Source organism: Tumebacillus lipolyticus (assembly GCF_042682745.1).
GTDB classification, from domain to species: Bacteria; Bacillota; Bacilli; order Tumebacillales; family Tumebacillaceae; genus Tumebacillus_A; species Tumebacillus_A lipolyticus.
The window spans coordinates 1-24301 of the sequence record NZ_JBHUIO010000012.1 but is presented as its reverse complement, the minus strand read 5'-3'; the positions used below and the strand labels follow the sequence as shown (position 1 = coordinate 24301).

Annotated in this window: 23 protein-coding genes; 21 read left to right on the top strand and 2 right to left on the bottom strand. The window is 56.2% G+C overall.

The window, feature by feature from the left end; all coding sequences use genetic code 11:
• Positions 1-5 precede the first annotated feature (5 nt).
• On the bottom strand, positions 6-275 hold the full coding sequence (locus ACFSOY_RS19510) for an autorepressor SdpR family transcription factor (protein WP_386049543.1): 270 nt from the start codon (positions 273-275) through the stop codon (positions 6-8).
• Between the two features lie 202 nt (positions 276-477).
• Between ACFSOY_RS19510 and ACFSOY_RS19505 the strand changes: the two genes are divergently transcribed.
• From ACFSOY_RS19505 to ACFSOY_RS19485, 5 genes are all read left to right on the top strand, one after another.
• The gene (locus ACFSOY_RS19505; protein WP_386049542.1) at positions 478-600 is read left to right on the top strand and encodes a hypothetical protein; all 123 of its coding nucleotides are present in this window, start codon (positions 478-480) and stop codon (positions 598-600) included.
• 214 nt (positions 601-814) lie between these two features.
• Positions 815-1792: a cation diffusion facilitator family transporter gene (locus tag ACFSOY_RS19500; RefSeq protein ID WP_386049541.1), complete on the top strand. Its 978-nt coding sequence runs from the start codon at positions 815-817 to the stop codon at positions 1790-1792.
• A gap of 204 nt (positions 1793-1996) precedes the next feature.
• On the top strand, positions 1997-3427 hold the full coding sequence (locus ACFSOY_RS19495; protein ID WP_386049540.1) for a phosphohexomutase domain-containing protein: 1431 nt from the start codon (positions 1997-1999) through the stop codon (positions 3425-3427).
• A gap of 74 nt (positions 3428-3501) precedes the next feature.
• The gene (gene holA, locus ACFSOY_RS19490) at positions 3502-4572 is read left to right on the top strand and encodes a DNA polymerase III subunit delta (RefSeq protein ID WP_386049539.1); all 1071 of its coding nucleotides are present in this window, start codon (positions 3502-3504) and stop codon (positions 4570-4572) included.
• Positions 4573-4577: 5 nt separating this feature from the next.
• Positions 4578-4862, top strand: coding sequence for a small, acid-soluble spore protein, alpha/beta type (locus ACFSOY_RS19485; RefSeq protein ID WP_386049538.1), 285 nt, complete (start codon positions 4578-4580; stop codon positions 4860-4862).
• 92 nt (positions 4863-4954) lie between these two features.
• Here ACFSOY_RS19485 and rpsT read toward each other — a convergent pair whose 3' ends face one another.
• A complete protein-coding gene (gene rpsT / locus ACFSOY_RS19480) occupies positions 4955-5221 on the bottom strand; it encodes a 30S ribosomal protein S20 (RefSeq protein WP_386049537.1) in 267 nt (88 codons plus the stop codon).
• 176 nt (positions 5222-5397) lie between these two features.
• Here rpsT and gpr point away from each other — a divergent pair, with 176 nt between their 5' ends.
• From gpr to mtaB, 16 genes are all read left to right on the top strand, one after another.
• On the top strand, positions 5398-6441 hold the full coding sequence (gene gpr / locus ACFSOY_RS19475) for a GPR endopeptidase (protein WP_386049536.1): 1044 nt from the start codon (positions 5398-5400) through the stop codon (positions 6439-6441).
• 72 nt (positions 6442-6513) lie between these two features.
• The gene (locus ACFSOY_RS19470; protein ID WP_386049535.1) at positions 6514-6966 is read left to right on the top strand and encodes a DUF4871 domain-containing protein; all 453 of its coding nucleotides are present in this window, start codon (positions 6514-6516) and stop codon (positions 6964-6966) included.
• A 241-nt stretch (positions 6967-7207) separates the two neighbouring features.
• Complete coding sequence (gene spoIIP, locus ACFSOY_RS19465; protein ID WP_386049534.1) at positions 7208-8338, top strand: stage II sporulation protein P; 1131 nt, start codon at positions 7208-7210, stop codon at positions 8336-8338.
• 104 nt (positions 8339-8442) lie between these two features.
• Positions 8443-8802, top strand: coding sequence for a DUF3679 domain-containing protein (locus tag ACFSOY_RS19460; RefSeq protein WP_386049533.1), 360 nt, complete (start codon positions 8443-8445; stop codon positions 8800-8802).
• 108 nt (positions 8803-8910) lie between these two features.
• Positions 8911-10719: a translation elongation factor 4 gene (gene lepA / locus ACFSOY_RS19455; protein WP_386049532.1), complete on the top strand. Its 1809-nt coding sequence runs from the start codon at positions 8911-8913 to the stop codon at positions 10717-10719.
• 129 nt (positions 10720-10848) lie between these two features.
• Entirely contained in the window at positions 10849-12168 is a 1320-nt protein-coding gene (locus tag ACFSOY_RS19450) for a tetratricopeptide repeat protein (protein ID WP_386049531.1), read from the top strand.
• 11 nt (positions 12169-12179) lie between these two features.
• The gene (gene hemW / locus ACFSOY_RS19445) at positions 12180-13316 is read left to right on the top strand and encodes a radical SAM family heme chaperone HemW (RefSeq protein WP_386049530.1); all 1137 of its coding nucleotides are present in this window, start codon (positions 12180-12182) and stop codon (positions 13314-13316) included.
• Positions 13317-13371: 55 nt separating this feature from the next.
• Complete coding sequence (locus ACFSOY_RS19440; RefSeq protein WP_386049529.1) at positions 13372-14304, top strand: PD-(D/E)XK nuclease family protein; 933 nt, start codon at positions 13372-13374, stop codon at positions 14302-14304.
• 189 nt (positions 14305-14493) lie between these two features.
• Positions 14494-15531 carry a heat-inducible transcriptional repressor HrcA gene (hrcA, locus tag ACFSOY_RS19435; protein WP_386049528.1) on the top strand — a complete coding sequence of 346 codons (1038 nt, stop codon included), beginning with the start codon at positions 14494-14496 and terminating at the stop codon, positions 15529-15531.
• A 108-nt stretch (positions 15532-15639) separates the two neighbouring features.
• Positions 15640-17190 (top strand): TCP-1/cpn60 chaperonin family protein, encoded by a 1551-nt coding sequence (locus tag ACFSOY_RS19430; protein WP_386049527.1) that lies wholly within the window; start codon positions 15640-15642, stop codon positions 17188-17190.
• Positions 17191-17222: 32 nt separating this feature from the next.
• Positions 17223-17777, top strand: coding sequence for a nucleotide exchange factor GrpE (gene grpE, locus ACFSOY_RS19425; RefSeq protein WP_386049526.1), 555 nt, complete (start codon positions 17223-17225; stop codon positions 17775-17777).
• A 78-nt stretch (positions 17778-17855) separates the two neighbouring features.
• Entirely contained in the window at positions 17856-19685 is a 1830-nt protein-coding gene (gene dnaK / locus ACFSOY_RS19420; protein WP_386049525.1) for a molecular chaperone DnaK, read from the top strand.
• A 10-nt stretch (positions 19686-19695) separates the two neighbouring features.
• Entirely contained in the window at positions 19696-20811 is a 1116-nt protein-coding gene (dnaJ, locus tag ACFSOY_RS19415; RefSeq protein WP_386049524.1) for a molecular chaperone DnaJ, read from the top strand.
• Positions 20812-20931: 120 nt separating this feature from the next.
• Entirely contained in the window at positions 20932-21876 is a 945-nt protein-coding gene (prmA, locus tag ACFSOY_RS19410; RefSeq protein WP_386049523.1) for a 50S ribosomal protein L11 methyltransferase, read from the top strand.
• A gap of 6 nt (positions 21877-21882) precedes the next feature.
• The gene (locus ACFSOY_RS19405) at positions 21883-22626 is read left to right on the top strand and encodes a 16S rRNA (uracil(1498)-N(3))-methyltransferase (protein ID WP_386049522.1); all 744 of its coding nucleotides are present in this window, start codon (positions 21883-21885) and stop codon (positions 22624-22626) included.
• 3 nt (positions 22627-22629) lie between these two features.
• Complete coding sequence (mtaB, locus tag ACFSOY_RS19400) at positions 22630-24015, top strand: tRNA (N(6)-L-threonylcarbamoyladenosine(37)-C(2))-methylthiotransferase MtaB (RefSeq protein WP_386049521.1); 1386 nt, start codon at positions 22630-22632, stop codon at positions 24013-24015.
• Positions 24016-24301: the final 286 nt, after the last annotated feature.

Here is a 24301-nt window from a genome sequence, read left to right as displayed (position 1 = left end):
GCGTATCATTCCTTTCCTGATGAGAAATGCAAGACCCATTTCAGCAGGTCTTGAAAAACGGTGGTGTTCAGCGAGTAGATAATGTGTTGTCCCTGTCGGTCATCCCAGACCAACTGCGCCTGCTTGAGCAGGTTGAGATGGTGGGAGATGCTCGGCTTGGTCATCTGGAAGTGGTCGGCAATTTCGCCTGCCGTCAGATCCCGCTCCTTTAATAGATCGAGAATTTTGCGGCGGGTCGGGTCGGATAGCGCTTTGAATGCTTGGTTTAAGGTCAACAGTACCCCTTCCCTTCGATAATTAAAGAAGTATCTAAATGTCTAATTCCATATAATCACATCTGATCCGCGCTGTCAATCGACTTGCAGGGTATCGCCTATTTTTTCGCTTGCGGGACAAGAGCCTTTCCATTTTTGGCCATAGGTGCATTTCATGTAACTGTGGACATCGTCAAAAACTTGGAAAAGGAGCTGTTGTGCAATGTACGGCGTGTTTGGTGGTTACACCCGGTGGGCGGTCGTATTCTTGATCATCTTCGTACTGTTCTTCCTGCTCGTGCCGATCTGCTATCCGGTACAAACGACCACTGTTCGTTGCGACTAATCCTATCCCTTCTCCGACAGGAGTCCTCCATCTGCGAGGACTCCTGACTTTTTCTAAGTGATAAAGATTATCAAATTCATTTAGAAGCCAAAAACGACGATGACAATCATTCTCGATTAAAATACGCCATTTTTCTTCTGTTTTTGTGGATTTTCATCTATTTTCGTGCTATGCTGAATGCAGAAGAAGTCGGAGCAAGGAGGTTGTACTCATCATGCATACACATACTCATGGGCATCATCACGGGCAACAAAATCTGTCTGCAAGATCGGAGAAACTGATTCGCTATGGAATGGTCTTGACCTTTGTCGTCTTTATGATCAAGATCGTCGGAGGATATATGACCGGCTCGCTCGCCTTGATTTCGGACGGTTGGCATCTGGCGGGGGATCTGGTGACATTGGGACTGTCTTGGTGGGGGCTGAAGCAATCGGCGAAACCTGCAACTCGGAAACAGTCGTTTGGCATGTATCGTGCGGAGATCGTCACTTCCTTTATGGCCAACCTGATCTTGGTCGGGGTCGGCATCTACATCGTCTATGAGGCGGTTCATGCGTTCTTTCAACCGGCTGTCGTCGCAGGCGCTTGGGTGTTCTGGCTGACCTTTGTCGGCCTGCTGATCTACACGGCGCTCACCTGGATGCTCAGCAAGGAGAAGGACAACCTGAACGCGAAGTCGGCATGGCTGCACTTTTTAGGCGATGCGCTCGCATCGGTCGCGATCTTAGCGGGAGCGGCGATCATCTACTTTACGAACTGGTATTGGGTGGATGCGGTGCTGGGCGGCTTGGTTGGCGTTGTGATCATCGCAGGCGCAGCCAAGATGGCTTGGGAAGGCGCGCACATTCTGCTCGAATTTGCACCTGGACATCTGGAGCCGGAGGATGTGGAAACGACGCTGTTGTCGATCGAGGATGTGACGGCGGTGACCGATCTGCACATCTGGAGCTTGACGCCGACACAGCATTTTATGAGCGTTCATCTGGCAGTTTCGGTGAAGACGATCGGCGAGGGCGAACGGGTGATTCGAGTGGCGCAGCAGCTGATGTTAGAGCGCTTTGGCATCCATCATCTGACGGTGCAGTTGGAGACTAACTCCTGCTCAACCTGTTTCCACACGGTGGTCGAGATGAACAACCACTGCCAGTCCTGCCCGACGAGCGGGAACACCTGCCAGATCATCACGATCTAACCGAGCATACTCGCAATAAGAACGCAAAAAATATCGAAAGCGCGCAATCATCGGACTTGATGGTTGCGCTTTTTTCATGCGAAGTGGCGACCGCTGCTGCTGACCGATCGGCAAATGGTTCTGCAATGTTTTACGCATGCTGGTGGACGCTCACCACTATATATGGGACTGAAGGTGTGGAACCTGAGAGAAGGGGGCGATAGGATGTCTGAGATCAAGTTTGGCACCGACGGCTGGCGCGGTGTGATCGCCAAGGACTTTACGTTTGCCAACACGGCGATCGTGACACAGGCGATCGCTTGCTATATCAAGTCGCAAGGGCTGCATGATCGGCAGGTGATCGTCGGTTTTGACCAGCGCTTTATCGGTCATCTGTTTGCCGAACGGGCAGCGGAGGTGCTGGTGGGAAACGGCATTCACGTGCTGTTGTGCGACTCTCCTGCGCCGACTCCTGCGGTGGCGGCGATGATCAGGGCGCATCGGCTGGCAGGGGCGGTGATGGTGACAGCCAGTCACAACCCGCCTGAGTATAACGGGATCAAATTTATCCCCGACTACGCCGGGCCTGCGACACCTCCGATCACCGATGCGATCACTCGATCTGTCCGCGAGATCGAGGCGGGCGAGCAGAAGATTTTGGTCACCCCCTACGCGCGGGCGGTGCGTGCCAAGGCGGTCGAACCGATTTCGCCCAGAGAGCGCTATGGCGAGATGCTCAAGCAGGTTGTCGACATCGATTCGATCCGCAGCGCCGGTCTGAAAGTGGTGCTCGATCTGATGCATGGGGCGGGTATCGGATATTTAAAGCCGATCTTGGAGGAGATCGGCGTCGAGGTGATCGCCAGTCTACACGATCGACCCGATCCGCTGTTCGGTGGCGGCTTGCCAGAGCCTTCCGCCGAGCGGCTGGCAGATTTGGCGCAGCTCACCCACGCGCGAGGTGCACACGCAGGGTTGGCGCTTGACGGAGATGCGGATCGGTTCGGCATCATCGACGCAAGCGGTGCCTACGTGACGCCGAACGAAGTGTTCGCCCTGTTGACCGATTCGTTGCTCAAGCGGAAGCAGGGGCTGAAAAAAGTGGCGCGGACGGTGGCGACGACGCACCGGATCGACCGAATTGCAGCTGCGCATGGTGTGCCAGTGGTGGAGACGCCGGTCGGTTTCAAATATATCGGCCAGGAAATCTTAGCCGGCGCGGGAATCGGCGGTGAGGAGAGCGGAGGGCTCTCGGTGGCGGAACACCTGCCGGAGAAGGACGGGTTGCTGGTCGGGCTACTGGTGTTGGAGCTGATCGCGACGAGTGGAACATCACTCCGCCAGCTGTTGACGGAGCTCGCGGCGGAGCATGGAGGCGTTGCCAATCAGCGCGTCGACCTGCGGGTGTCTGAGGAGCAGAAGGGGTTGGTCTTGCAGGTGATGCAAGATTGGACAGCAAAGCGGGTCGGGACGTGGGAGGTCGCCGAAAAAAAGCTGATCGACGGTGTGAAGCTGTGCTTCACTTCGGGGGCATGGGCACTGGTGCGCGCATCGGGAACGGAGCCGATGCTGCGCATCTATTTAGAAGCGAAAGATGAGGCGGAGCTCGCGGGGCTCAAGCGAGCGATGCTCGAATCGCTCGGGCTGTCGCTGTAGGCCAGTCGGTTTGACGTACCTCGTCCACTTCTCTTACAATGCTTCTATCGGTGTTTGGGAGAGGAGGAGACAGATTGGCCGCACTCAGTTTTCGCGATGTGATGGGAGAACTCAAGCGGGGTGTCCTGCACGGGGTCTATCTGCTCTACGGAACAGAAGCGCTTTTGATGGAAGATGTTGTGTATGCGATTCAGCAGCAGGCGTTTCCTCAGGGAGTCGATGATTTTTCTTTTACAAAGATTCACTATGATGAGACGCCGATTCAGCTCGCGGTGCAGGAAGCGGAGACGATTCCGTTTCTGGCAGATCGCAAAGTGGTGTATGTGCAGAACTGCCTCGCGTTCACAGCGAGCAAATCACCGCGCGTCGATCACAACCCTGACGCTTTGCAAGCTTACTTGGAAAATCCAGCTCCCTATACCACGCTGATCTTGACGGTTCAAGCGGAGAAGCTGGATGAGCGCAAGAAGTTGACCAAGGCGGCGCAGAAGAACGCCTGCGTGGTGCAGTTTCAAGCGCTCAAGGAGAACGAGTGCCGCGAGTGGATCTATGCAGAAGTTGGCCGGCAAAACGGGCAGATCACACCGGATGCTACGGCAAGGCTGCTGCTGTCGGTGGGGACGAACTTGCGCCTGTTGCGCAGCGAGATCGAAAAGTTGATCCTCTACGCAGGCGAGGAAGCGACGATCGAGGAAGCGATGGTCGATGCGCTGGCGACGCGGACGATGGAACAGAACATCTTCGTGTTTATCGATGAAGTGGTGCGCGTGCGCATCGAGAAGGCGATGCGCATGATGTACGATCTGTTGAAGAACAAGGAAGAGCCGATCAAGTTGCTGTTCATGATCACGCGGCAGGTGCGGATCATGCATCAGGTAAAAGTGCAGAGCGGACGGGGCTATTCGCTGCAGCAGATCGCCTCGCAGATCGGCGTGCATCCCTATGCGACAAAAGTGGCCAAAGAGCAGGGCAATCGCTTTTCGGTGAAGGCGCTGGAGCGGCTGTTGGCCGATCTGGCGGAGATCGATTACAAGATCAAGACCGGACAGATCCAAGATCGGACTGCGCTGGAGATGTTTTTGCTTTCGCTGCCGCAAAAGGTGAGTGAAGAGGGGCATCCTGGGGGACACTACGCAGGGAGGTGATCCTGATGGCTCGTCGAAAGCGCAGACGGTTGTTGGTGCCAGAAGCTCGCGAAGCGCTCGACCGGATGAAAGCGGATGTGATGAACACGATGACGGGGGATGAGGCGGTCGCCCGCTCCGCACAGCGTCAGGGGATACGGCTGAACCAAGCGGGTGACAACGGGGAGCTGACCGCGCGCGAAGCAGGCAAGGTGGGCGGCCCGATCGGCGGGCAGATGGTCAAGAAGATGATCGCGCTCGCCCAGATGCAGATGATGAATCAGCAGGAACAGAACCGCACTGAACGATAAAAACGACCCTTCCGCGATGGAAAGGGTCGTTTTTGTTAAGTAGAAGCCTCACTGCTTTGGCGCCAAAGCGTTAAAGCCTACTATCTATTGCCTTACGCGATGTTCGTTTTGTTGAACTTCTTGGTCAGGCGGGACTTTTTGCGAGCTGCAGTGTTCTTATGAACCAGGCCTTTGGTAACAGCCTTGTCGAGAGAACGAAGAGCTTGCTTCAAGAAAGCAGCCGTGTTCGCATCGTTGGAAGCCAGTGCCACTTCGAACTTCTTGATGGAAGTGCGGAGAGCAGACTTAGCAGCAGCGTTGCGCAGGGTGCGGGTGTTCGTAGTCTTTACGCGTTTGATCGCGGACTTAATGTTCGGCATCTATTTCACCTCCATATCGAGTGCAATATCCACACAAAAAGGACAATGGATATTCTATCATGGAGCTTGTGAAAAAGCAAGGGATCGCCTTTTTTGCATACTTTCTCGACCAATTTGTAACGCTACTGACAAAGAGTGGCGTTTCGATGAAATGAGGATAAGCGAGGTGGATCAGAGTGGGCAGAGAGCTTCGGTGGAGCGGTCGCCAACAACCAGCAGCGCAGGCGGAGCAGATCGATTGGAATTCGTACAGTGTGAGCACCGATCTGGCGCTCGAAGCGCATCAGATCTTTTCTCCTGAACATGGCGGAGCGATTCCGGGGGTCAAAACGTCCAGCGAGGAGCTGGACGGGATCACCGTCACCCGACTGGTGATCGAAGATGCGGTCGGGTCGAAGATCATGGGCAAGATGGAGGGCAACTATTTGACGTTTGAGGTGCCCGGTTTGCGATATAAAGATCCTGATCTGCAAAAGCGGGTAGCCGAAAAGTTGGCCGAGGAGCTGAAGCGGTTTGTCAGCTTGCCCGAGCAGGCGACCGTGCTGGTGATCGGGCTTGGGAATCGCAAGGTGACGCCCGATTCGCTGGGGCCGTTGGTCTGTGACAACCTGTTTGTGACGCGCCATCTGTTCGATCACATGCCCGAGCTGGTGGAGCAGGGCGGATATCGTCCGGTCGCCGCGGTCGCGCCCGGCGTGCTCGGCATCACAGGCGTCGAGACGAGCGAAATCGTGCACGGGATCGTCAAAAAGATCAAGCCAGACCTTGTCATCGCCGTCGATGCGCTGGCCGCACGGTCGCTGGAGCGGGTGAACACCACCATTCAGGTGGCAGATGTCGGCATTTCACCAGGCGCAGGCGTAGGCAACAAGCGCAAAGGGCTGAACAAAAAGACGCTCGGGGTGCCGGTGGTGGCGATCGGGGTGCCGACGGTGGTCGATGCGGTCACGATCTCGTCAGACGCAATGGATCTGATCGTCCAGCGCTTGGAGCAGGATGTGCCCGGCAACGGGATGACGAAGCTGTTTTCCAGCTTTGATGAAGGGGAGAAGAAGCAGCTGATCTTTGAGCTGTTACAGCCGCTCGGACAGAATTTGATGGTCACGCCCAAAGAGGTGGACACGTTTGTGGAGGATCTGGCGGTCGTGTTGGCAAACGGATTGAACGTGGCGCTGCACGACGCGATCAAGATGGAGGATGCGAGCCTGTTCACCCACTAGGAGCGATCGTTTGAAAAAAGTTGTAACCGTCGCTTTCTGCTGTGCGTCAGATAAGGCAGGAGGTGGAAAGCGATGAGAAAAATGGTGGTGGCGGTAGCATTAGCGGTTGTCTTGAGTGGGTGCTATGACGAAGAGTTAGGCATTCAGCCGCCACAGGAGTCGGTCAGTGACAGCGATATGTGGAAGGAGAGCCCTACCTTTATGGTAGGAGATCATAGAATGCGAGGCGTCGAGGGCAAGGTCGCGTTCCAAGACGCGACGCTTACCTCAGAAGGCCAGAAGTTGATGTGGCATTTTTGGGGCGACGCAAAAGAGTTGCACGGCAAGTTTAAAGTGGTGGCGCTGAAAAAGGAGACGCATGAGCAGTTGAACGTGTTCGAGGGGCCGCTCGGCGGCGAGTTGAACGGTGCGGTCGCACATGCGCCCTCACTGGTCAAACTGCCGGAAAAAGGAATCTGGCGCTTAGACATCTTTGTGGGGGAACAGGCGCAGACGCTGTATGACAGCATTGTGGTACAGGTGTAATTCGACTGTGAATTGCTGAGCCGGTCGACCGATCGGTGTGGCAGATGATTTGAGATCCTATCGTTTGTAAGATCCTATCGTTTGAAAGGGAGTTCCATGTTTCGAACTTGCAGCAGGCTGTGGTCGATCAGCCTCAAGGCAAATCGTTCGATGCATTGGAGCTCTCTTTTTTGTTGTCATATCTAGCAACAGCAGTTCATAGAGTAGGGACAAGAGAGACGGATGGAGGAGGTCGTTCGCAGTGAAACGGGATGAGGAGCGGAAAAAACGGTTTCGCTATTATACGCTAAACTTCACAGGCCAAAAAGCGCGGATGACGATCGTGACGATGACGCTTGCGCTGGCAGCGCTTGCGATCATCTTGGGCATCGTGTCTGTGCAGCTGATCGCAGGCGAAGGTCAAAAGGGGCTGGCCGGACGCATCTTGCACAGCCTGTCTGGACAGTCGCTCGGAACGATGCTCGCACAGGAGATCCCGATGTATGCGGCGCTCGCTCCGGCAGGCAAGACGGCAGAGGTGGGCGGCTATCCGAAAGGGATCGCCAGCATGCTTCTCTATGTGTTTACCGACATCGACACGAGCAACCCGCTGACCTTGCTCGGCTATCAAATTCCGGGCATGGCGGTCGCCGACTTTAAACTGTTGACTCCTGACCCGCAGTACAACACGCCGCCGACCGATCACGATTTTGGCGAGTTGCCGCCCAACCTGAACCCGAAGCCGCGGGAAAAGGTCGAGCCGGTCAAGAGCGACAAACCGCAGGTGTACATTTACCATTCGCACAATCGGGAATCTTTTTTGTCGGAGATCGGGCAAACCGATCCCAACCGCGCTTATGACGCCACTCAAAATATTGAGCAGTCGGGCAAGTGGATCTTAGGCGATCTGAAGCAGTCGGGAATCGCCGGGATGCAGACGACAGAAGACTATTGGCAGTTTCCCTTTGATGACGCCTATGACCATTCGCGGAAGACGGTGGAGAAAGTGTTGGCTGAACAAAAAGAGCTGAAGCTGATCTTCGACATCCACCGCGATTCGGGCGCACGAAATGTGACGACAAGGACGGTACATGGTGAAGAGTATGCGGCTGTCTACTGGATTGTGGGCGGCGGCAACAAGGACCAAGAAAAAAATGGAGCGCTGGCGACGAAGCTGAACGAGCAGATGAACAGCCTGTATCCAGGCCTCTCGCGCGGCGTGTGGTTGCGCCCGTACAATGCGAACTTCGACACGCGCTACAACCAGGATCTCAGCCCGAACATGGTGCTGATCGAGATCGGCGGGCCGTACAACACGCTGGCGGAGGTGGAGCGCACCTCCAAGGCGATCGCCAAAGTGGTCGAAGCGTATTTGAAAGCGGAAGCGAAGTGATCGGTAAAGCGGCCGGACGGCCAAAGCGCAGATCGGTCGAATCAGGTTTAGCGAGGTGTTCGGTGCGGCGATACTGATCACAGGAGGATGGGGGGACGGCTGAGATGAGACGTGCGATCGAAGGAGCGGCGCTGTACGGTGTGCTCTTGGTGCTGCTCGCCACGATGATCCTGTTCGGCATCGTGACGGCAGAAAAAGGCGTGAACTCGCTGGTCGGTGCGGATGACCCGCAAGCGTTGGCGATCCAGAGCACGACGAACGGCGAGGTGGATCTGAAGATCTTGGGCAAGCAGGTCACCGGCACCAAAGTGCCCTGGGGCGATCAGCTGAGCGATGCGTTAGAAGGCGGGGAGAGCGTGGTGGCAGACACGCTCGATCAGGTCTCGCTCACGATCGGCTCTTGGATGCAGACGGGGGCGAAGAGCGTGCTCGGCAAGTTGCAAGAGTGGGTGTTTCCTCAATAGATGGCGAGAAGTCTCGCGCTCAGTGCGAGGCTTTTTCTTTCGTTGCTGTCCGAATCCAGTTGATGGTATAATGATGGGCGATGCTTTACGAACGAAGGAGTGCACTCGATGGACGCTAGAAAACGTCAGGAGAAGATCCGCAATTTCTCGATTATCGCACATATTGACCACGGGAAGTCCACATTGGCTGACCGGATTTTGGAATATACGGGCGCGATCACCTCGCGTGAGAAGCAAGACCAACTGCTCGACAACATGGACATCGAGCGGGAGCGCGGGATCACGATCAAACTGCAGTCGGTTCGCTTAAACTACAAGGCGAACGATGGTGAGGAGTACATCCTGCACCTGATCGACACGCCAGGGCATGTCGACTTCACCTATGAAGTATCCCGCTCGCTCGCCGCTTGCGAAGGCGCGCTGCTCGTCGTCGATGCGGCGCAGGGCATCGAGGCGCAGACGCTGGCGAACGTCTATCTGGCGCTGGACAACGATCTGGAGATCGTGCCTGTCGTCAACAAGATCGATCTGCCCTCTGCTGAGCCGGAGCGCGTGAAGCAGGAGATCGAAGATGTGATCGGGCTGGACGCATCGGACGCGGTGCTCGCCTCCGCCAAGTCGGGCATCGGCATCGGGGAGATCTTGGAGCAGATCGTGCAAAAAGTGCCAGCTCCGACCGGTGACCCGGATCAACCGTTGCAAGCGCTGATCTTCGACTCGCACTTTGACCCATACAAAGGCGTTATCGTGCAGATCAGAATCATGAACGGCACGCTGAAGGCGGGCATGAAAGTTCGCATGATGGCAACTGGCGCCGAGTATGAGATCGTGGAGTGCGGGATGCTCTCGCCCAAAGCCACGCCTGTCGATTCGCTGATGGTCGGCGATGTCGGCTATTTTCACGCGTCGATCAAAAACGTTCGCGACACTCGCGTCGGGGATACGGTGACGCTGGCCGATGCGCCTGCAGCCGAACCGCTGCCAGGCTATCGCGGCATCAACCCGATGGTGTTCTGCGGTCTGTATCCTGTCGATACGGCCGATTATAACGACCTGCGCGATGCGCTGGAGAAGATGGAGCTCAACGATGCTGCCCTCAAGTATGAGCCGGAGACATCGTCTGCGCTCGGCTTCGGATTCCGCTGTGGCTTCTTGGGGCTTTTGCACATGGAGGTCATTCAGGAGCGCTTGGAGCGGGAGTTCGATCTGACGCTGATCACGACCGCGCCCTCTGTCGTCTATCATGTGTACACGACGAGCGGCGAGCGCGTGGAGATCGACAACCCGTCGAAAATGCCTGAGCAGACGAAGATCGAACGGATCGAAGAGCCGTATGTCAAAGCGTCGATCATCGTGCCAAAAGACTTTGTGGGCACGGTGATGGAGCTTTGCCAAGAAAAGCGCGGCGTGTTTAGCGACATGACCTACCTCGATCAGACCCGGGTCACCCTGACCTACGAGATTCCTTTGACGGAGATCGTCTACGATTTCTTCGATCGCTTGAAGTCGAGCACGAAAGGATACGCGTCGTTCGACTATGAGCTGATCGGCTACCGCGCTTCGCAACTGGTCAAGATGGATGTCTTGCTAAACGGCGAAGCGATCGATGCGCTGTCGATCATCGTGCACAAGGACAAAGCGTACGGACGCGGGCGCTCGCTGTGCGAGAAGCTGAAAGAGCTGATCCCCCGCCAGATGTTCGAAGTGCCGATCCAAGCGGCGATCGGCCAGAAGGTGATCTCCCGGGAGACGATCAAGGCGATTCGCAAAAACGTCTTGGCCAAATGTTACGGCGGTGACATCTCGCGGAAGCGGAAGCTGCTGGAGAAGCAGAAAGAAGGGAAGAAGCGCATGAAGCAAGTCGGCTCTGTCGAAGTGCCGCAAGAAGCGTTCATGGCTGTGCTCAAGATCGAATAGCTGAAGTCGTTCCTTCTGCAGGGAACTGCGATCTTTTAACAGAAAAATAAAGACGTCCTTTTGCGGGGCGTCTTTTTTTCATGGTACAATAGCGTTTGACCGGATCGGTCAGGGAAAGGGGATTCTACGATGTCCGAACAGGAAGAGCGTTTGAGAGAACTGCAACAGGTTGATGAGATGTTGCAACACATAGAAGATTTGATGGCGAACGAGGAGTATGACAAAGCGCAAGATCTGCTGAACACCGCACTTCGTTCGCGATTTTTTGATATTCGCATCTATCAGCGCTACGCATTTATTTTGCGGATGCTCGAACTGGACAAGGGTGCTGAAGTGTTCGAGAGCTGTGTGATGAACCCGGGCGACCCGGAAGCGTTTTATCGCGTCGCACATACGCTGATGGGCGAGAAGCTGTTCGGCCCGGCGATCAACCCGCTGTTCCGGGTGATCGAGCTGGTGCCGATGGCGTCCAACGCGGTGTTTGAGCTCGGATACTGCATGATGAAAGAGTTTCATCTCGAAGAGTCGCTCGACCATTTTAAACATGCGCACGAGATGGCACCGTCGCCGAACACCGCGTTTTACGTGGGCTATATCAGCCTGATGCTCAAAGACTTGGAGACGGCGAAGTCGGTCGTTCCGTTTATCGCGCAAGAGTATGAAAAGAGCGAGCAGGAGCCGGTGACGCTGAACATCCTCAAGGCGATGATCGAGCGCTATGAAGCGTTCCCGCCGCGCGACAACAACCTGCGCGACTGGCATTTTGTTCAGTACGGCACGCCGCTGCTTCGCACCTCTACAGAAGATCTGGAGAAGGAGTCGGAGCTGAACGGACGCTATGTGTTCATCAACTACGGGTTTTTGAACCTGGCGATCGTCCTGGAGACGTTCCGCCGCATGGTCGAAGAGGTGCCCGGATTTACCAAGTTCGACTACATCATCCCAACCAGCATCAAGGCGGCTCCGCTCGCTTTTGCGCTGTCGAAGATGATCGACGTACCGCTCGCCAGCCCGCAAGCGATCGAATCTGATTTAAAAGGGCTGATCGTCACCACGTGGAGCAATGAGGTCGACAATTTTGCCAACCGGATCGCCCACAACCCGAACATCACGCTGTTCTCCTTTGCCCTCGGCTTCACCCAACAGGCAGCCCTGTGCCCGGAGATGGTCGGCTATCTCGATCAGGCGAACCGCATGCCGTGGGAAGAGACGGTCCAGGTAACCGAAACTGGAGAGCGACAGCACCGTCCGGCGATGACCGAGACGCCAGAGGAGATCGCGCAGTTGATCCTCGGCCGCTTGGAAGCGGTGAGCCGAGAAGAGGTCGACCGCGTGATCGAATACTATCAGGAACGGGCGCATCTGCTGAAGGTCGGTGACAACATCAACCAGCCGCGCTTAGGCTTCCAGATCGAGTCGCCAGTGCAATCGCTGCGCATGTTCGTGTAGAGGACGGCAGGATGAGTGTTTCTTCCTTGTATGTCCACATTCCGTTTTGTGCGTCAAAATGCTATTATTGCGATTTTAACTCCTACGTGTCGACGTCAGATGTGATGGAGCGCTATCTGAACGGCTTGGATCTTGAGCTGGAGCGGGTGGCGGCCGACTATGATCACGATCTGTTGAAGACGGTGTTCTTTGGCGGCGGCACGCCGACGATGTTTGACAGCCGCCAGACGGAGCGGATGATGGAGATGCTGCATCGCCACTTTCGCATGGCGGACGGTGTGGAGATCTCTGTCGAAGCCAATCCGGGGACGGTCGATCTGGAGAAGCTGCGCGTCTTGAAGGACGGTGGGGCGACCCGGTTGAGCTTTGGGGTTCAGAGCTTTGAGAACGACCTGCTGCAGAAGCTCGGACGGTTGCATGACCGCGACGCCGTCTACCAGTCATGGGAGTTGGCACGTCTGGCTGGGTTTGATTCGATCAACCTCGATCTGATGTTCGGATTGCCTGGACAGTCGCTAGCGGCGTTGCAGCACACGCTGCAGGCGCTGATCGATTTGGGGCCGGAGCATGTGTCCGCCTACTCGCTCAAGGTGGAGGAGGGCACCCCGTTTTATACGTGGCACAACCGGGGACAGCTGATCTTGCCGCCTGAGGAGGACGAGATCCAGATGTACCAGATGGTGATCGACCGACTGAGAGCGGCGGGCTACGAGATGTACGAGATTTCCAACTGGGCCAAGCGCGGGCATCGTTCTCGCCACAATCAGGTGTACTGGCGCAATGAGCCGTATCTGGCGGTCGGCTCCGGTGCGCACGGCTATGTCGATGGGGTGCGTTACATCAATCAGAAAAACGTCCCCGACTATATCGAAACGACCCTGCAGGGAACGCGCCCGGTGGTCGAGCAGGAGCAGATCGAGGTTCGAATGCAGCAGGAGGACACGATGATCTTGGGGCTGCGGCTGATCGAAGGTGTGTCGTTTCAGCGCTTTCGGGAACGCCACGGCGTGGACATGCTCGACGTGTTTGGCGAGATCGTCGCTCGCTTTGAAGCGCTGGGCTTGCTCGCGGTGGACGATGTCGGGGTGCGGCTGACCGCACAAGGCATTTTCTTGGCAAACGAAGTGTACGCTGCGTTTTTAGAATAAAGAGAAGAGCACTTGGCCGATCGGGCGGGTGCTCTTTTTTCAGGAGGGGAAGCGGGTGTCGTTCCATCCTCACCCAGAAAAGTCATGGTCTCATTCGCGCGATCAGTTCTTTCAAGAGTGTCCGCGCAAATATTACTATCAGTATTATGGCTCGCACAACGGCTGGCGGGCAGATGCGCCAGAGCGGGCACAAGCGCTGTACCGGCTCAAGCAATTGCTCAACCTGTACCTGTACTTGGGCGAGACCCTGCACGATGCGGCAGAGATGTACATCAACCGCTGGGAGCAAAAAGGGGTCGGCTTTCTGCGGGATGAGCTGTTCCAGCGCGTTCGCAACCTGCTCAATCAGGCGTATCGCGAATCGCTCGATGCGGACGCGTGGTGGCAGGCGCCCAAGCGGCGGAAGATGCTGGCTGAGCTTTACTATTCTCAAGAGAAGCGCCTAGCCGATCGGGCGGTCGCAGAGATCAAGAGCCGGATGGGAGCCTGTGTGGATCATCTGATCCAGAGTGAGAGCTTGCACGAGGTGATCCGCAATCCGGAGTATCGCTTGGTCGAAGTGGAAAAGCTGAACTCGTTTTACCTGCAGGGGATCAAAGTGTATGTCAAGTTGGATGCGCTGTATCGGCATGAGGCTGGCAAGTATGTGATCATCGATTGGAAGAGCGGGTTGGAAGATGACCGAAATGAGGAGCAGATGCAGCTGTACGCGTACTATCTGCACAACGCGCTGGGCGCTCCGCTCGAAAAGATCGAGATACGCACCGAATATCTGCTAAAAGGGAGCTGTCACAAGGAAGAGATCAGCTTTCAGGGGCTGGAGGCGATCGAGCAGAAGATCCTGGACAGTGCGGCGGAGATGGATCTGATGTTGCTCGATCCAGAGGCGAACAGACCGCGCCCAGAGGAGGAGTTTCGCCCAGCGCTCGATGCGCGCAGCTGCCGCTTCTGCAACTTCCGAGCGATCTGCACGGTTCAGCATCGCTAGCGGAGAGGGGACAAGTCGAAATTAAGGTCAGTTCGACCGATTTCTTGAAGGAATTTTCAAATCTTTATCCTGATTTTGCAAAAAAATAGGCGCTCTCCGTTGACAACGGAAGGGCGTTTTTGCTACATTCATAATAGCAATTAGCACTCAGTCACCCTGAGTGCTAACAACGGAAGGGAATGGGACATCATGTTGACAGATCGCCAAAAGATCATTTTACAAGTTCTCATCGATGATTACATTCTCACGGCTGAACCGGTCGGCTCCCGTGCGATTTCCAAGCGCCCCGACATGTCGATCTCGCCTGCGACGATCCGCAATGAGATGTCAGATCTGGAGGAGCTTGGATATTTGGAACAACCGCACACGTCTGCCGGTCGCGTTCCCTCGCAAAAGGGCTACCGGTTTTATGTGGATCATCTGCTGAATTTGGCTTCGGCGCCCGATGATGATCCGCACGGCCTTCGGGTTGAATTTCTGCAGAGAATCGACCAGATGGAACAGGTCGTGCAACAGGCGGCGACCATCTTGTCATCTCTGACCAACTATACATCGATCGTGCTGGGGCCGAAGGTGTCGACCGCCAAGCTGCGGCAGATTCAACTGGTGCCGCTGCAAGATCGCAAAGCGGTGGCGATCATCGTCATGGATAACGGCCATGTGGAAAATCGCATGGTCACCATTCCAGAAGGCATCGCGGTCGAGTCGGTTCAGCACTACATCGAGCTTTTAAACCGCAAGCTGGTCGGCGTGTCGATGCCCGAGCTGAAAATGCGTCTGCACCGCGAGATCGCCACAGAGCTCAAGCGCTATTCGGAGCAGTTCGAGTCGGCGATGACGCTGTTTGATCAGATGGTCGAAGGTCAGGAAAGCGACCTGTCCAAAGTCTATCTGGGCGGCACGACGAAGATCTTGAACCAACCGGAGTTTCGCAATGTGGAAAAGCTGAAGCCGTTGCTCGATCTGTTCGAACATACGGAAGATCTTGTCCGCTTGGTCGATCCGTTCGGCTTGAAGCCGGGGATCCAGATACGGATCGGGCAGGAAAATGAGCATGAGACCATCCACAACTGCTCGCTGATCACCGCTTCCTACTCGATCGATGGTAAGCCGGTGGGCACGATCGGAGTCTTGGGGCCGACGCGAATGGATTATGGGCGCACGATCGCAGTGATTCGAGGGTTGGCGAACAATCTCTCCTCCCTGCTCACACACCTGAATAAATAGGTGCCGCGCGTCCATACTTGAAACGAGCAGTCTGATGCTAGCAGTTGCAATTCAATAGGGAAGGCGGATCGCTTTCCTTCCTTTACATAGCGAGAAGGAGATGTTCGGATGAGCCAGACCCCAATCGGTTCGAAAGCAAGCGAGCATGACGAGCGATTGTCCGCGCTCTACTCGAACACGACTGCGGTGCGAGCGATCGCCTCTGCAGTCGAGGGCACGATCGGTCCCAAAGGTCTCGATACGATGCTTGTCGATGCGGCGGGCAACGTGATCATCACAAACGATGGTGTGACCATCTTGCATCGGATGGAAGTGGTGCACCCCGCCGCGAAGATGCTGATCAACGTGGCCTCCGCACAGCAGGAGGAGATCGGGGATGGGACGACGACGGCGACGCTGCTTGCGGCCGCACTTTTGCAAGAAGGTGTGGGGCAAGTGGAGCGCGGCGTGCCGGTGACCCGGGTGATCGAAGGCGTTCAGCAGGGTGTGAAATATGCGCTGGAGCGGATCAAGAGCAGAGCCCGTGCGCTGGACGGACTCGATCGCGAGGTGCTGTATCAGGTGGCGATGGTCGCAGGGCGAGAGCACCGTGACATCGCAGAGCTGGTCACCGAGGCTGCACACCTGACCGGAGATGAGAAGCTGAGAAGCCGCGAGTTTCGCCTCGCCGATTGCGTGATGGCGGCGGTCGGAGCGGAGTCGGAAGTGTTTCAAGGCTTGGTGATCGACAAGCAGCGGATGTCGCCGCAGATGCCGATGCGGGTCACCGACGCTCGGGTCTTGATCGTCGATGATGAGCTGGAGGCGGAAGAGCTGGACAGCGAAGCGCTCGGCACCGAGGCGGGCTTCCTGCTCTACCGACAATATAAAGAGCAGTTCCGCGCCAATCTGGAGCGGTTGCTCAGCTCGGGCGTCGCGGCGGTGTTCACCGATCGAGGCGTCTCCCCGGTCGCCGAGGAAGTGCTGGGGGAAGCGGGCGTGCTGATCGTTCAGCGCGTCACTTCCAAAGATTTGCGCAAGATTGCGGAGCACACGGGCGCGCGGCCGATCAAGCGCACCGGACTGACCAAAGGGGCAGAGGAATTACATAAGTTTTTAGGCTTGGCAGAAGTTATCTATGAAGATGAGCGGATGGAGAACATCCGCATCGTAGGAGGGCAAGGGAAGCCGATGGCGACCATCCTGGTCGGCGCCTCGACCGAAGAGGTGGTCGGCGAGCGCTTGCGCATCGCCAAAGATGCGGCTTCCTCTGTGCAGGCGGCGGTGCGCGGCGGCATCGTCCCTGGCGGTGGTGCGATCGAGCTCTGGGCATCGCGCGAGGTGGAAAAGATGCGTGAGACGGTGCGCGGCATGACCGGATTTGGCGTGGAGGCGGTGGCGAGAGCGCTGCGCCGCCCGATGACGCAGATCGTGCAAAACGCCGGCTTCAATCCGCTGGAAAAGGTGGAGGAGGTTAACGTCGCGCAGATCGAACGAGGGTCTGATGCGCTGGCGGTCGACTGTGACGACGGACAGGTTGTGGACATGATGGAGCGCTGCATCTTCGATCCGACGTCTGTCAAACTTCACGCCTTGCAAGCGGCGGGCGAAGTGACAGTTGCGATCATGCGCATCCACACGATCATCCGCATGAAAGAGCTGTCGCCTGACGAAGCATGAGCACCGCGTTTACCACGTGAAGGAGGATGAACATGGAGCAAGAAAATCAAAACCTGCAAGACGATGTGACAGAAACAGCAACCGAAGGGCAAGAGGTGCAAGCTGAAGAGACGACCGATCCGCGCAGCCGCGAGGAACTGCTCGCCGAAATTGAGCGCCTGGCAGCGGAGGCGGAAGATCATAAGACTCGCTATCTGCGCGCCCAGGCTGATTTTGATAACTTCAGACGCAGAAGCCGCCAGGAAAAAGAAGAGTTTGCGGCATACGCGAACGTCTCGCTGATCGAGGAGCTGCTTCCCGTCCTCGACACGTTTGAGATGGCATTGAAAACGAGCGAAGAGAGCGATATCAAAACGCTGCTGTCCGGGGTGGAGATGGTGTTTCGCCAACTGACCACCGCGCTTGAGAAAAACGGTCTGGCACCGATCGAGGCGGTCGGTCAACCGTTCGACCCGAACTTCCATGAAGGCGTCATGCAGGTGCAGTCGGATGAGCATCCATCCAACACGGTGGTCATGGAACTGCGCAAGGGATACAGGGTGAAGGATAAAGTGGTGCGCCCGTCGATGGTGCAGGTCAGCCAGTAATTTTTTGATTCCAACAACAAGCGAACCAATTCAAATTTTCATAAACTAAACCGAACCAACACAGGAGGTCTTCAAACAATGAGCAAAGTAATCGGTATCGACCTTGGAACCACCAACTCTTGCGTTTCCGTGATGGAGGGCGGCGAGCCTGTCGTCATCCCGAACGCAGAAGGCAACCGCACCACCCCGTCCGTTTTGGCGATGAAAAATGGGGAGCGCATGGTCGGCGACGTGGCAAAACGCCAAGCGGTGACCAATCCGGACACCGTCATGTCGATCAAGCGCTACATGGGCACTGGTCACAAGGAGACGGTAGAAGGAACAGAGTACACGCCGCAAGAGATCTCGGCGATGATCTTGCAAAAGCTGAAGGCTGACGCAGAAGCGTATCTCGGCGAAAAGGTTTCCCAAGCGGTCATCACCGTTCCGGCTTACTTCAACGACGCACAGCGCCAAGCGACCAAAGATGCTGGCCGCATCGCCGGTCTCGATGTGCTGCGGATCGTCAACGAGCCGACCGCAGCAGCGCTCGCTTACGGTTTGGATAAGGAAGAAGATCAGACGATCCTGATCTACGACCTCGGCGGCGGTACGTTTGACGTTTCGATCCTCGAACTTGGCGATGGCGTTTTCGAAGTAAAAGCGACCTCTGGCAACAACAAGCTGGGCGGCGATGATTTCGACCAGAAGATCATCGACTTCCTCGTGGATGGTTTCAAAAAGGAAAACGGCATCGATCTCTCGAAAGACAAGATGGCATTGCAACGACTGAAAGATGCGGCTGAAAAGGCGAAGAAAGAGCTGTCTGGCGTCATGCAGACCACGATCTCCCTGCCGTTCCTCACCGCAGATGCGACCGGCCCGAAACACTTGGAGGTCAACCTGACTCGTGCGAAGTTTGATGAGCTGACTGCCGACCTGGTGGAAGCGACGATGGTTCCGACCCGTCAAGCGCTGAAAGATTCCGGCCTGTCTGGCGCACAGATCGACAAGGTGGTGCTCGTCGGCGGTTCGACCCGCATCCCGGCCGTTGTCGAAGCGGTGAAGAAATTTATCGGCAAAGATCCGTCCAAAGGCGTCAACCCGGACGAAGTGGTCGCGATCGGCGCAGCGATCCAAGGCGGCGTCCTGACCGGTGAAGTGAAAGATGTCGTGCTGCTCGACGTCACCCCGCTGTCGCTCGGCATCGAGACACAAGGTGGCATCTGCACGCGCATGATCGAGCGCAACACGACGATCCCGACTTCCAAATCGCAAGTGTTCTCCACGGCGGCAGACAGCCAGACTTCTGTTGAGATTCACGTTCTGCAAGGGGAGCGCGATTTCGCTCGCGACAACAAGACGCTCGGCCGCTTCATCTTAGGCGACATCCCGCCAGCACCGCGCGGCATTCCGCAGATCGAAGTCTCCTTCGACATCGACGCAAACGGCATCGTCAACGTCTCCGCGAAAGATCTCGGCACCGGCAAGAGCCAAAAGATCACGATCACTTCGAACACCGGCCTGTCTGACGATGAGATCGACCGCATGGTGAAAGAGGCGGAAGCGAACGCTGATGAAGACAAGAAGCGTCGTGAAGAGGTGGACATCCGCAACAACGCAGACTCCCTCGTCTACCAGACGGAAAAGACGCTCAAAGATCTGGAAGGCAAAGTGGATCAAGCGGACATCGACAACGCGAACGCGGCGAAAGAAAAGGTCAAATCTGCGCTGGAAGGCACCGACACCGAAGCGATCAAAGCTGCTTCTGAAGAGCTGAGCCAAGTGGTGCAACAGCTGTCTGTCAAGCTGTACGAGCAAGCGGCACAAGCTCAGCAGGCGGCGCAAGCGGGTGAGCAAGGCGGCGAGAAACAGGACGACAACGTGGTAGACGCAGAGTACACTGTCGTTGACGAAGATAAGAAATGAGTGAGTGCTCGTGAGCAAACGAGATTTTTATGAGGTGCTCGGCATCGAGAAGGATGCTGCGCCCGAGTCGATCAAAAAAGCATACCGCAAGCTGGCGCGCCAGTACCATCCTGATGTGAACAAGGAAGACCCCGGCGCGGCAGATAAGTTCAAGGAAGTCACCGAAGCGTATGAAGTGCTTTCAGACAGCGAAAAGCGCGCGCGCTACGACCGGTTCGGGCATCAGGACCCGAACCAGTTCGGTGGCGCCGGCGGTGCGGAAGGTTTCGGCGGATTTGGCGATATTTTCGACATGTTCTTCGGCGGTGGTGGACGTCAGCGCGGCGGCCCGCAGCGGGGAGCAGACTTGCAGTACCAGATGCAGATCGAGTTTAAAGAAGCTGTGTTTGGTGCCGAGAAGGAAGTCGAGATTCCCCGTTGGGAAGAGTGCGACACCTGTCATGGCAGCGGTGCGAAGCCGGGCACAGACGTCTCGACCTGTGCCACCTGTAAAGGGACTGGTCAACAGGAACAAGTGGTCTCCACGCCGCTTGGCAGGATGGTCAACCGGACGACCTGCCGCACTTGTAACGGCTCGGGAAAACGGATCGAGCAGCGCTGTGGCGGCTGCCACGGCGAAGGGAAAGTTCGCAAGCGCCGCACGATCAAAGTCAACATCCCGGCCGGTGTCGACACAGGCAATCGCATTCGCGTCTCCGGCGCGGGCGAGATGGGCACCAAAGGCGGCCCACAGGGCGATCTCTTCATCGTGTTTGTCGTCAAGGAGCATGATTTCTTCGAGCGCGAGCATGAGGATGTGCACTGCCAAGTGCCGCTGACGTTCGTGCAGGCGGCGCTCGGCGATGAGATCGAAGTGCCGACGCTCGATGGCAAGGTGAAGCTGCGCATTCCTGCGGGCACGCAGTCGGGCAAAGTGTTCCGCCTGCGCGGACATGGGATTCCACACCTGAACCGCAGCAGCATGCGCGGGGATCAGCATATCCACGTCGTCGTGGTCACGCCGACCAATCTGACCGAGAAGCAAAAAGATCTGTTGCGCGAGCTTGCCTCCTCGATGGGCGAAGAGACGCACGAGCAGGAACGCTCGATGTTTGAACGTTTGAAATCTGCCTTTTTAGGCGATTGATCGTCGATCCACAGGTGCAGGAATGCTCCCGTTTGGGGCATCCTATCACCTGTGGATTTTGTTTTCGTTCTGTGGTATTTTTTATTTTGTATGTCAAGAGCTACATGAGGAGGAACTAGTATGCAGTGGGCAGAAGTGCAAGTCTTGACCACATCAGAGTCGACGGAAGCCGTTTCGGCGATCCTTGAGCGGTACGGAGCCACAGGTGTCGTGATCGAGGATAGCAACGACTTGACCCGCACGTGGGAAGATCGCTATGGCGAGATCTACGGTCTGAACCCTGCCGATTTCCCTGAATCGGGCGTGCGCGTGAAGGCGTATGTCTCGCTGGAAACGTGGAAGGACGAGATGTGCGAATCGATCAAGGCTGAAGTTGATGGATTGAAAGCGCTAGGGCTCGACCCTGCTCCCGCTGCTGTCAGCGTCCGCATCGCAGATGAGGAAGAGTGGGCGGATGAGTGGAAAAAATATTACCACCCGGTGCGCGTGACCGATCGCTTGACGATCAAGCCGACCTGGGAAGACTATATGCCGGAGCGCCCTGACGAAGTGGTGATCGAGCTCGATCCGGGCATGGCGTTCGGCACGGGCACGCACCCGACGACCGCGCTGTGCATGCGGACGCTTGAGCGAGTGGTCAAGCGGGGAGATCGCGTTGTCGACGTGGGCTGTGGAACGGGTATCCTCTCGATCGCCTGCGCCAAGCTTGGTGCGGAGTCTGTGTTGGCGCTCGACCTCGACCCGGTAGCGGTGCAAGTGGCAACTGAAAACATCGAGCTGAACGGTGAGAGCGAAAAGGTGAGCGTTCGGGCGAACGATTTGCTAAACGGTGTGACCGAGCGATTCGACGTGGTGGTCGCCAACATCTTGGCGGAGATCATCCTGTTGATGATTCCGAGCGCTGCCGGGGTGATGAAGGAGCATGCGACGCTGATCACCTCGGGCATCATCAAAGAGAAGGAAACGCTGGTGCGCACCGCCCTGCTGGAACACGGGTTTCAGATCGTCGATACGCTCATCGAAGAGGATTGGGTGGCGCTCGTGGCCAAACTTGAGAGGAGCTGACGCAGTTTGCAGCGCTATTTTGTCGAACCGGAAGCGATTCAAGGGCAGACGGTGACGATCACAGGCGATGATGTGAAGCATATCGTTCGCGTCTTGCGCATGGAAGCGGGCGAGCGGGTGATCGTCTGCGATGGGATCGGCCACGCATTTTGCGTCGAGCTGACCGACCTCGGTCAAGATCGGGTGCTCGGACAGATCGTCGAACAGCTGACCGATCAGGTGGAAACGGCTGTAAAAATTACCTTGGCCCAAGGGTTGCCCAAAGGTGATAAAATGGACATGATCGTCCAAAAAGGAACGGAGGTCGGGATATCCCGCTTCATTCCGCTTGAGATGGCGCGCTGCATCGTGCAGTACGATCAAAAGAAAGAGCAAAAGCGTCGCGAACGCTGGCAGAAGATCGCCAAAGAGGCGGCAGAACAGGCGCATCGCACGCTTGTCCCCTCCGTTGCAGTCGGGATGACATTCGAGCGGCTGATGAACAGCCTAGACGGTTTTGACCTGGTGATCGTCCCCTATGAGGGAGAAAAGGCGCGAGGGTTGCGCGAGGTGTTGAGCGAGCGGCCTGACGTCGAGCAGATCTGCATGGTGATCGGCCCTGAGGGTGGCATCACCGAAAAAGAGATTGCAACTGCTCTGGCGATGGGCGCGATCCCAGTCACGCTCGGGTCTCGCATCTTGCGAACCGAGACGGCAGGCCTAGTGGCAGCCGCCTGTATCTGCTATCAATTTGGCGAGATGGGAGGATGAGCGATGAGCACAGTTGCTTTTCATACGCTTGGATGCAAAGTAAACTCCTATGATACAGAAGCGATCTGGCATCTGTTTCGGGAAAAAGGATATACGCAAGTAGATTTTGATGATATCGCCGATGTCTATGTGATCAATACCTGTACGGTCACCCACACGGGTGACAAGAAGTCACGCCAGATGATCCGCCGAGCGATCCGGAAAAACACGGAGGCGACCGTCGTGGTCACCGGCTGTTATGCACAGGTGGCACCAGATGAGATCTTGGAGATCCCCGGCGTCGACCTCGTGATCGGGACGCAGGGGCGCGAGCAGATCATCGATTATGTGGAGCGGGCACAGGCGGAGAAAAACCCGTTTAAAGTGGTTGCCTCCGTCCGGAAACAACGCCATTTTGAAGAGCTTGACGTTCCGTCTTTCCATGACCGCACCCGCGCTTCGTTGAAGATTCAGGAGGGTTGCAACAATTTCTGCACCTTCTGCATCATCCCGTATTCGCGGGGGTTCATTCGCTCTCGCCAGCCGGAAAACGTGATCAAACAGGCGAAAAAGCTGGTCGAAGCGGGCTATTATGAGATCGTTCTGACCGGCATTCACACCGGTGGCTACGGGGATGATCTCGATGATTACAACTTGGCTGACCTGTTGGTCGATCTGGAGCGAGAAGTGCCAGAAGTGCGTCGGATTCGCATCTCTTCGATCGAAGCTTCCGAATTGGATGACAAGATGATCGACGTGTTGACGCGTTCGAAAAAGGTGGTGCGACACCTGCATATCCCACTTCAATCGGGCTCCAATCGGGTGCTTGATCGGATGAATCGCAAATATACGGTAGAAGAGTTTGCGGAGCGCCTGCAAGCGGTGCGCCGCGCACTTCCCGATCTTGCGGTCACCTCCGATGTGATCGTCGGCTTCCCCGGTGAGAGCGTAGAGGATTTTGAAGACACCTACCATTTCATCAAAGATCAGCATTTTGCCGATCTTCACGTCTTCCCCTATTCGCAGCGCAACTTTACGCCGGCGGCGAAGTACAAAGATCAGGTGCCGGAGCGCGAGAAAGAGGCGCGGGTAAACCGCTTGATTCAACTGGCCAATTCGCTGCAGGTGCAATACTCGGCCAAGTTTATCGGGCAGTTGCTCGAAGTGATCCCAGAAGAGCGCGATGAAACGGGCCAACTGGTCGGCTATACGGACAACTACATCAAAGTTCAGTTTGACGGCGGCGATGAACTGTTCGGCGAGCTGTGCACGATTCGCCTTGAAGCAGCTGGTCCTGAGCTTTCCCAAGGGTCTTTTGTGGAGCGCTTGACCTTCACCGAGAAGGAAGAGCCAACGAGCGAGTTGCCGCTCGCTCCGTTCGCAGATGCGATCGAGCTAGAGATGATTTAGCAGCATGAGGTCGGGACATCGTCCCGACCTTTTTGTATGATCGAGAATCGAAGCGACAGAGAACAAAAAACGTACGCACAGCGATCTGATCATCGCTAACCGTGAAGTTTGTTCCAATAGCAGGTCAAATGAAGGAAAGACAGGTTGTATCTGCTTCGGATGCATGATAAGATAGCTCTTGTCGCCGCGAGAGAGCGGTCGACGCGAAAGAGCAAAAAGATTGATCCTTGAAAACTAAACGAGTGTTATGAAGAGAGATGCGAGTCAAGATACAAACTTTTATTGA

What these genes read in the sequence shown, in the direction of transcription:
- ACFSOY_RS19505 (WP_386049542.1), top strand. Translation starts at nt 478, where the DNA reads ATGTACGGCGTGTTTGGTGGTTACACCCGGTGGGCGGTCGTATTCTTG.
- ACFSOY_RS19500 (WP_386049541.1), top strand. Translation starts at nt 815, where the DNA reads ATGCATACACATACTCATGGGCATCATCACGGGCAACAAAATCTGTCT.
- ACFSOY_RS19495 (WP_386049540.1), top strand. Translation starts at nt 1,997, where the DNA reads ATGTCTGAGATCAAGTTTGGCACCGACGGCTGGCGCGGTGTGATCGCC.
- ACFSOY_RS19485 (WP_386049538.1), top strand. Translation starts at nt 4,578, where the DNA reads ATGGCTCGTCGAAAGCGCAGACGGTTGTTGGTGCCAGAAGCTCGCGAA.
- rpsT (WP_386049537.1), bottom strand. Translation starts at nt 5,221, where the DNA reads ATGCCGAACATTAAGTCCGCGATCAAACGCGTAAAGACTACGAACACC.
- ACFSOY_RS19470 (WP_386049535.1), top strand. Translation starts at nt 6,514, where the DNA reads ATGAGAAAAATGGTGGTGGCGGTAGCATTAGCGGTTGTCTTGAGTGGG.
- ACFSOY_RS19460 (WP_386049533.1), top strand. Translation starts at nt 8,443, where the DNA reads ATGAGACGTGCGATCGAAGGAGCGGCGCTGTACGGTGTGCTCTTGGTG.
- lepA (WP_386049532.1), top strand. Translation starts at nt 8,911, where the DNA reads ATGGACGCTAGAAAACGTCAGGAGAAGATCCGCAATTTCTCGATTATC.
- ACFSOY_RS19450 (WP_386049531.1), top strand. Translation starts at nt 10,849, where the DNA reads ATGTCCGAACAGGAAGAGCGTTTGAGAGAACTGCAACAGGTTGATGAG.
- hemW (WP_386049530.1), top strand. Translation starts at nt 12,180, where the DNA reads ATGAGTGTTTCTTCCTTGTATGTCCACATTCCGTTTTGTGCGTCAAAA.
- hrcA (WP_386049528.1), top strand. Translation starts at nt 14,494, where the DNA reads ATGTTGACAGATCGCCAAAAGATCATTTTACAAGTTCTCATCGATGAT.
- ACFSOY_RS19430 (WP_386049527.1), top strand. Translation starts at nt 15,640, where the DNA reads ATGAGCCAGACCCCAATCGGTTCGAAAGCAAGCGAGCATGACGAGCGA.
- grpE (WP_386049526.1), top strand. Translation starts at nt 17,223, where the DNA reads ATGGAGCAAGAAAATCAAAACCTGCAAGACGATGTGACAGAAACAGCA.
- dnaK (WP_386049525.1), top strand. Translation starts at nt 17,856, where the DNA reads ATGAGCAAAGTAATCGGTATCGACCTTGGAACCACCAACTCTTGCGTT.
- prmA (WP_386049523.1), top strand. Translation starts at nt 20,932, where the DNA reads ATGCAGTGGGCAGAAGTGCAAGTCTTGACCACATCAGAGTCGACGGAA.
- mtaB (WP_386049521.1), top strand. Translation starts at nt 22,630, where the DNA reads ATGAGCACAGTTGCTTTTCATACGCTTGGATGCAAAGTAAACTCCTAT.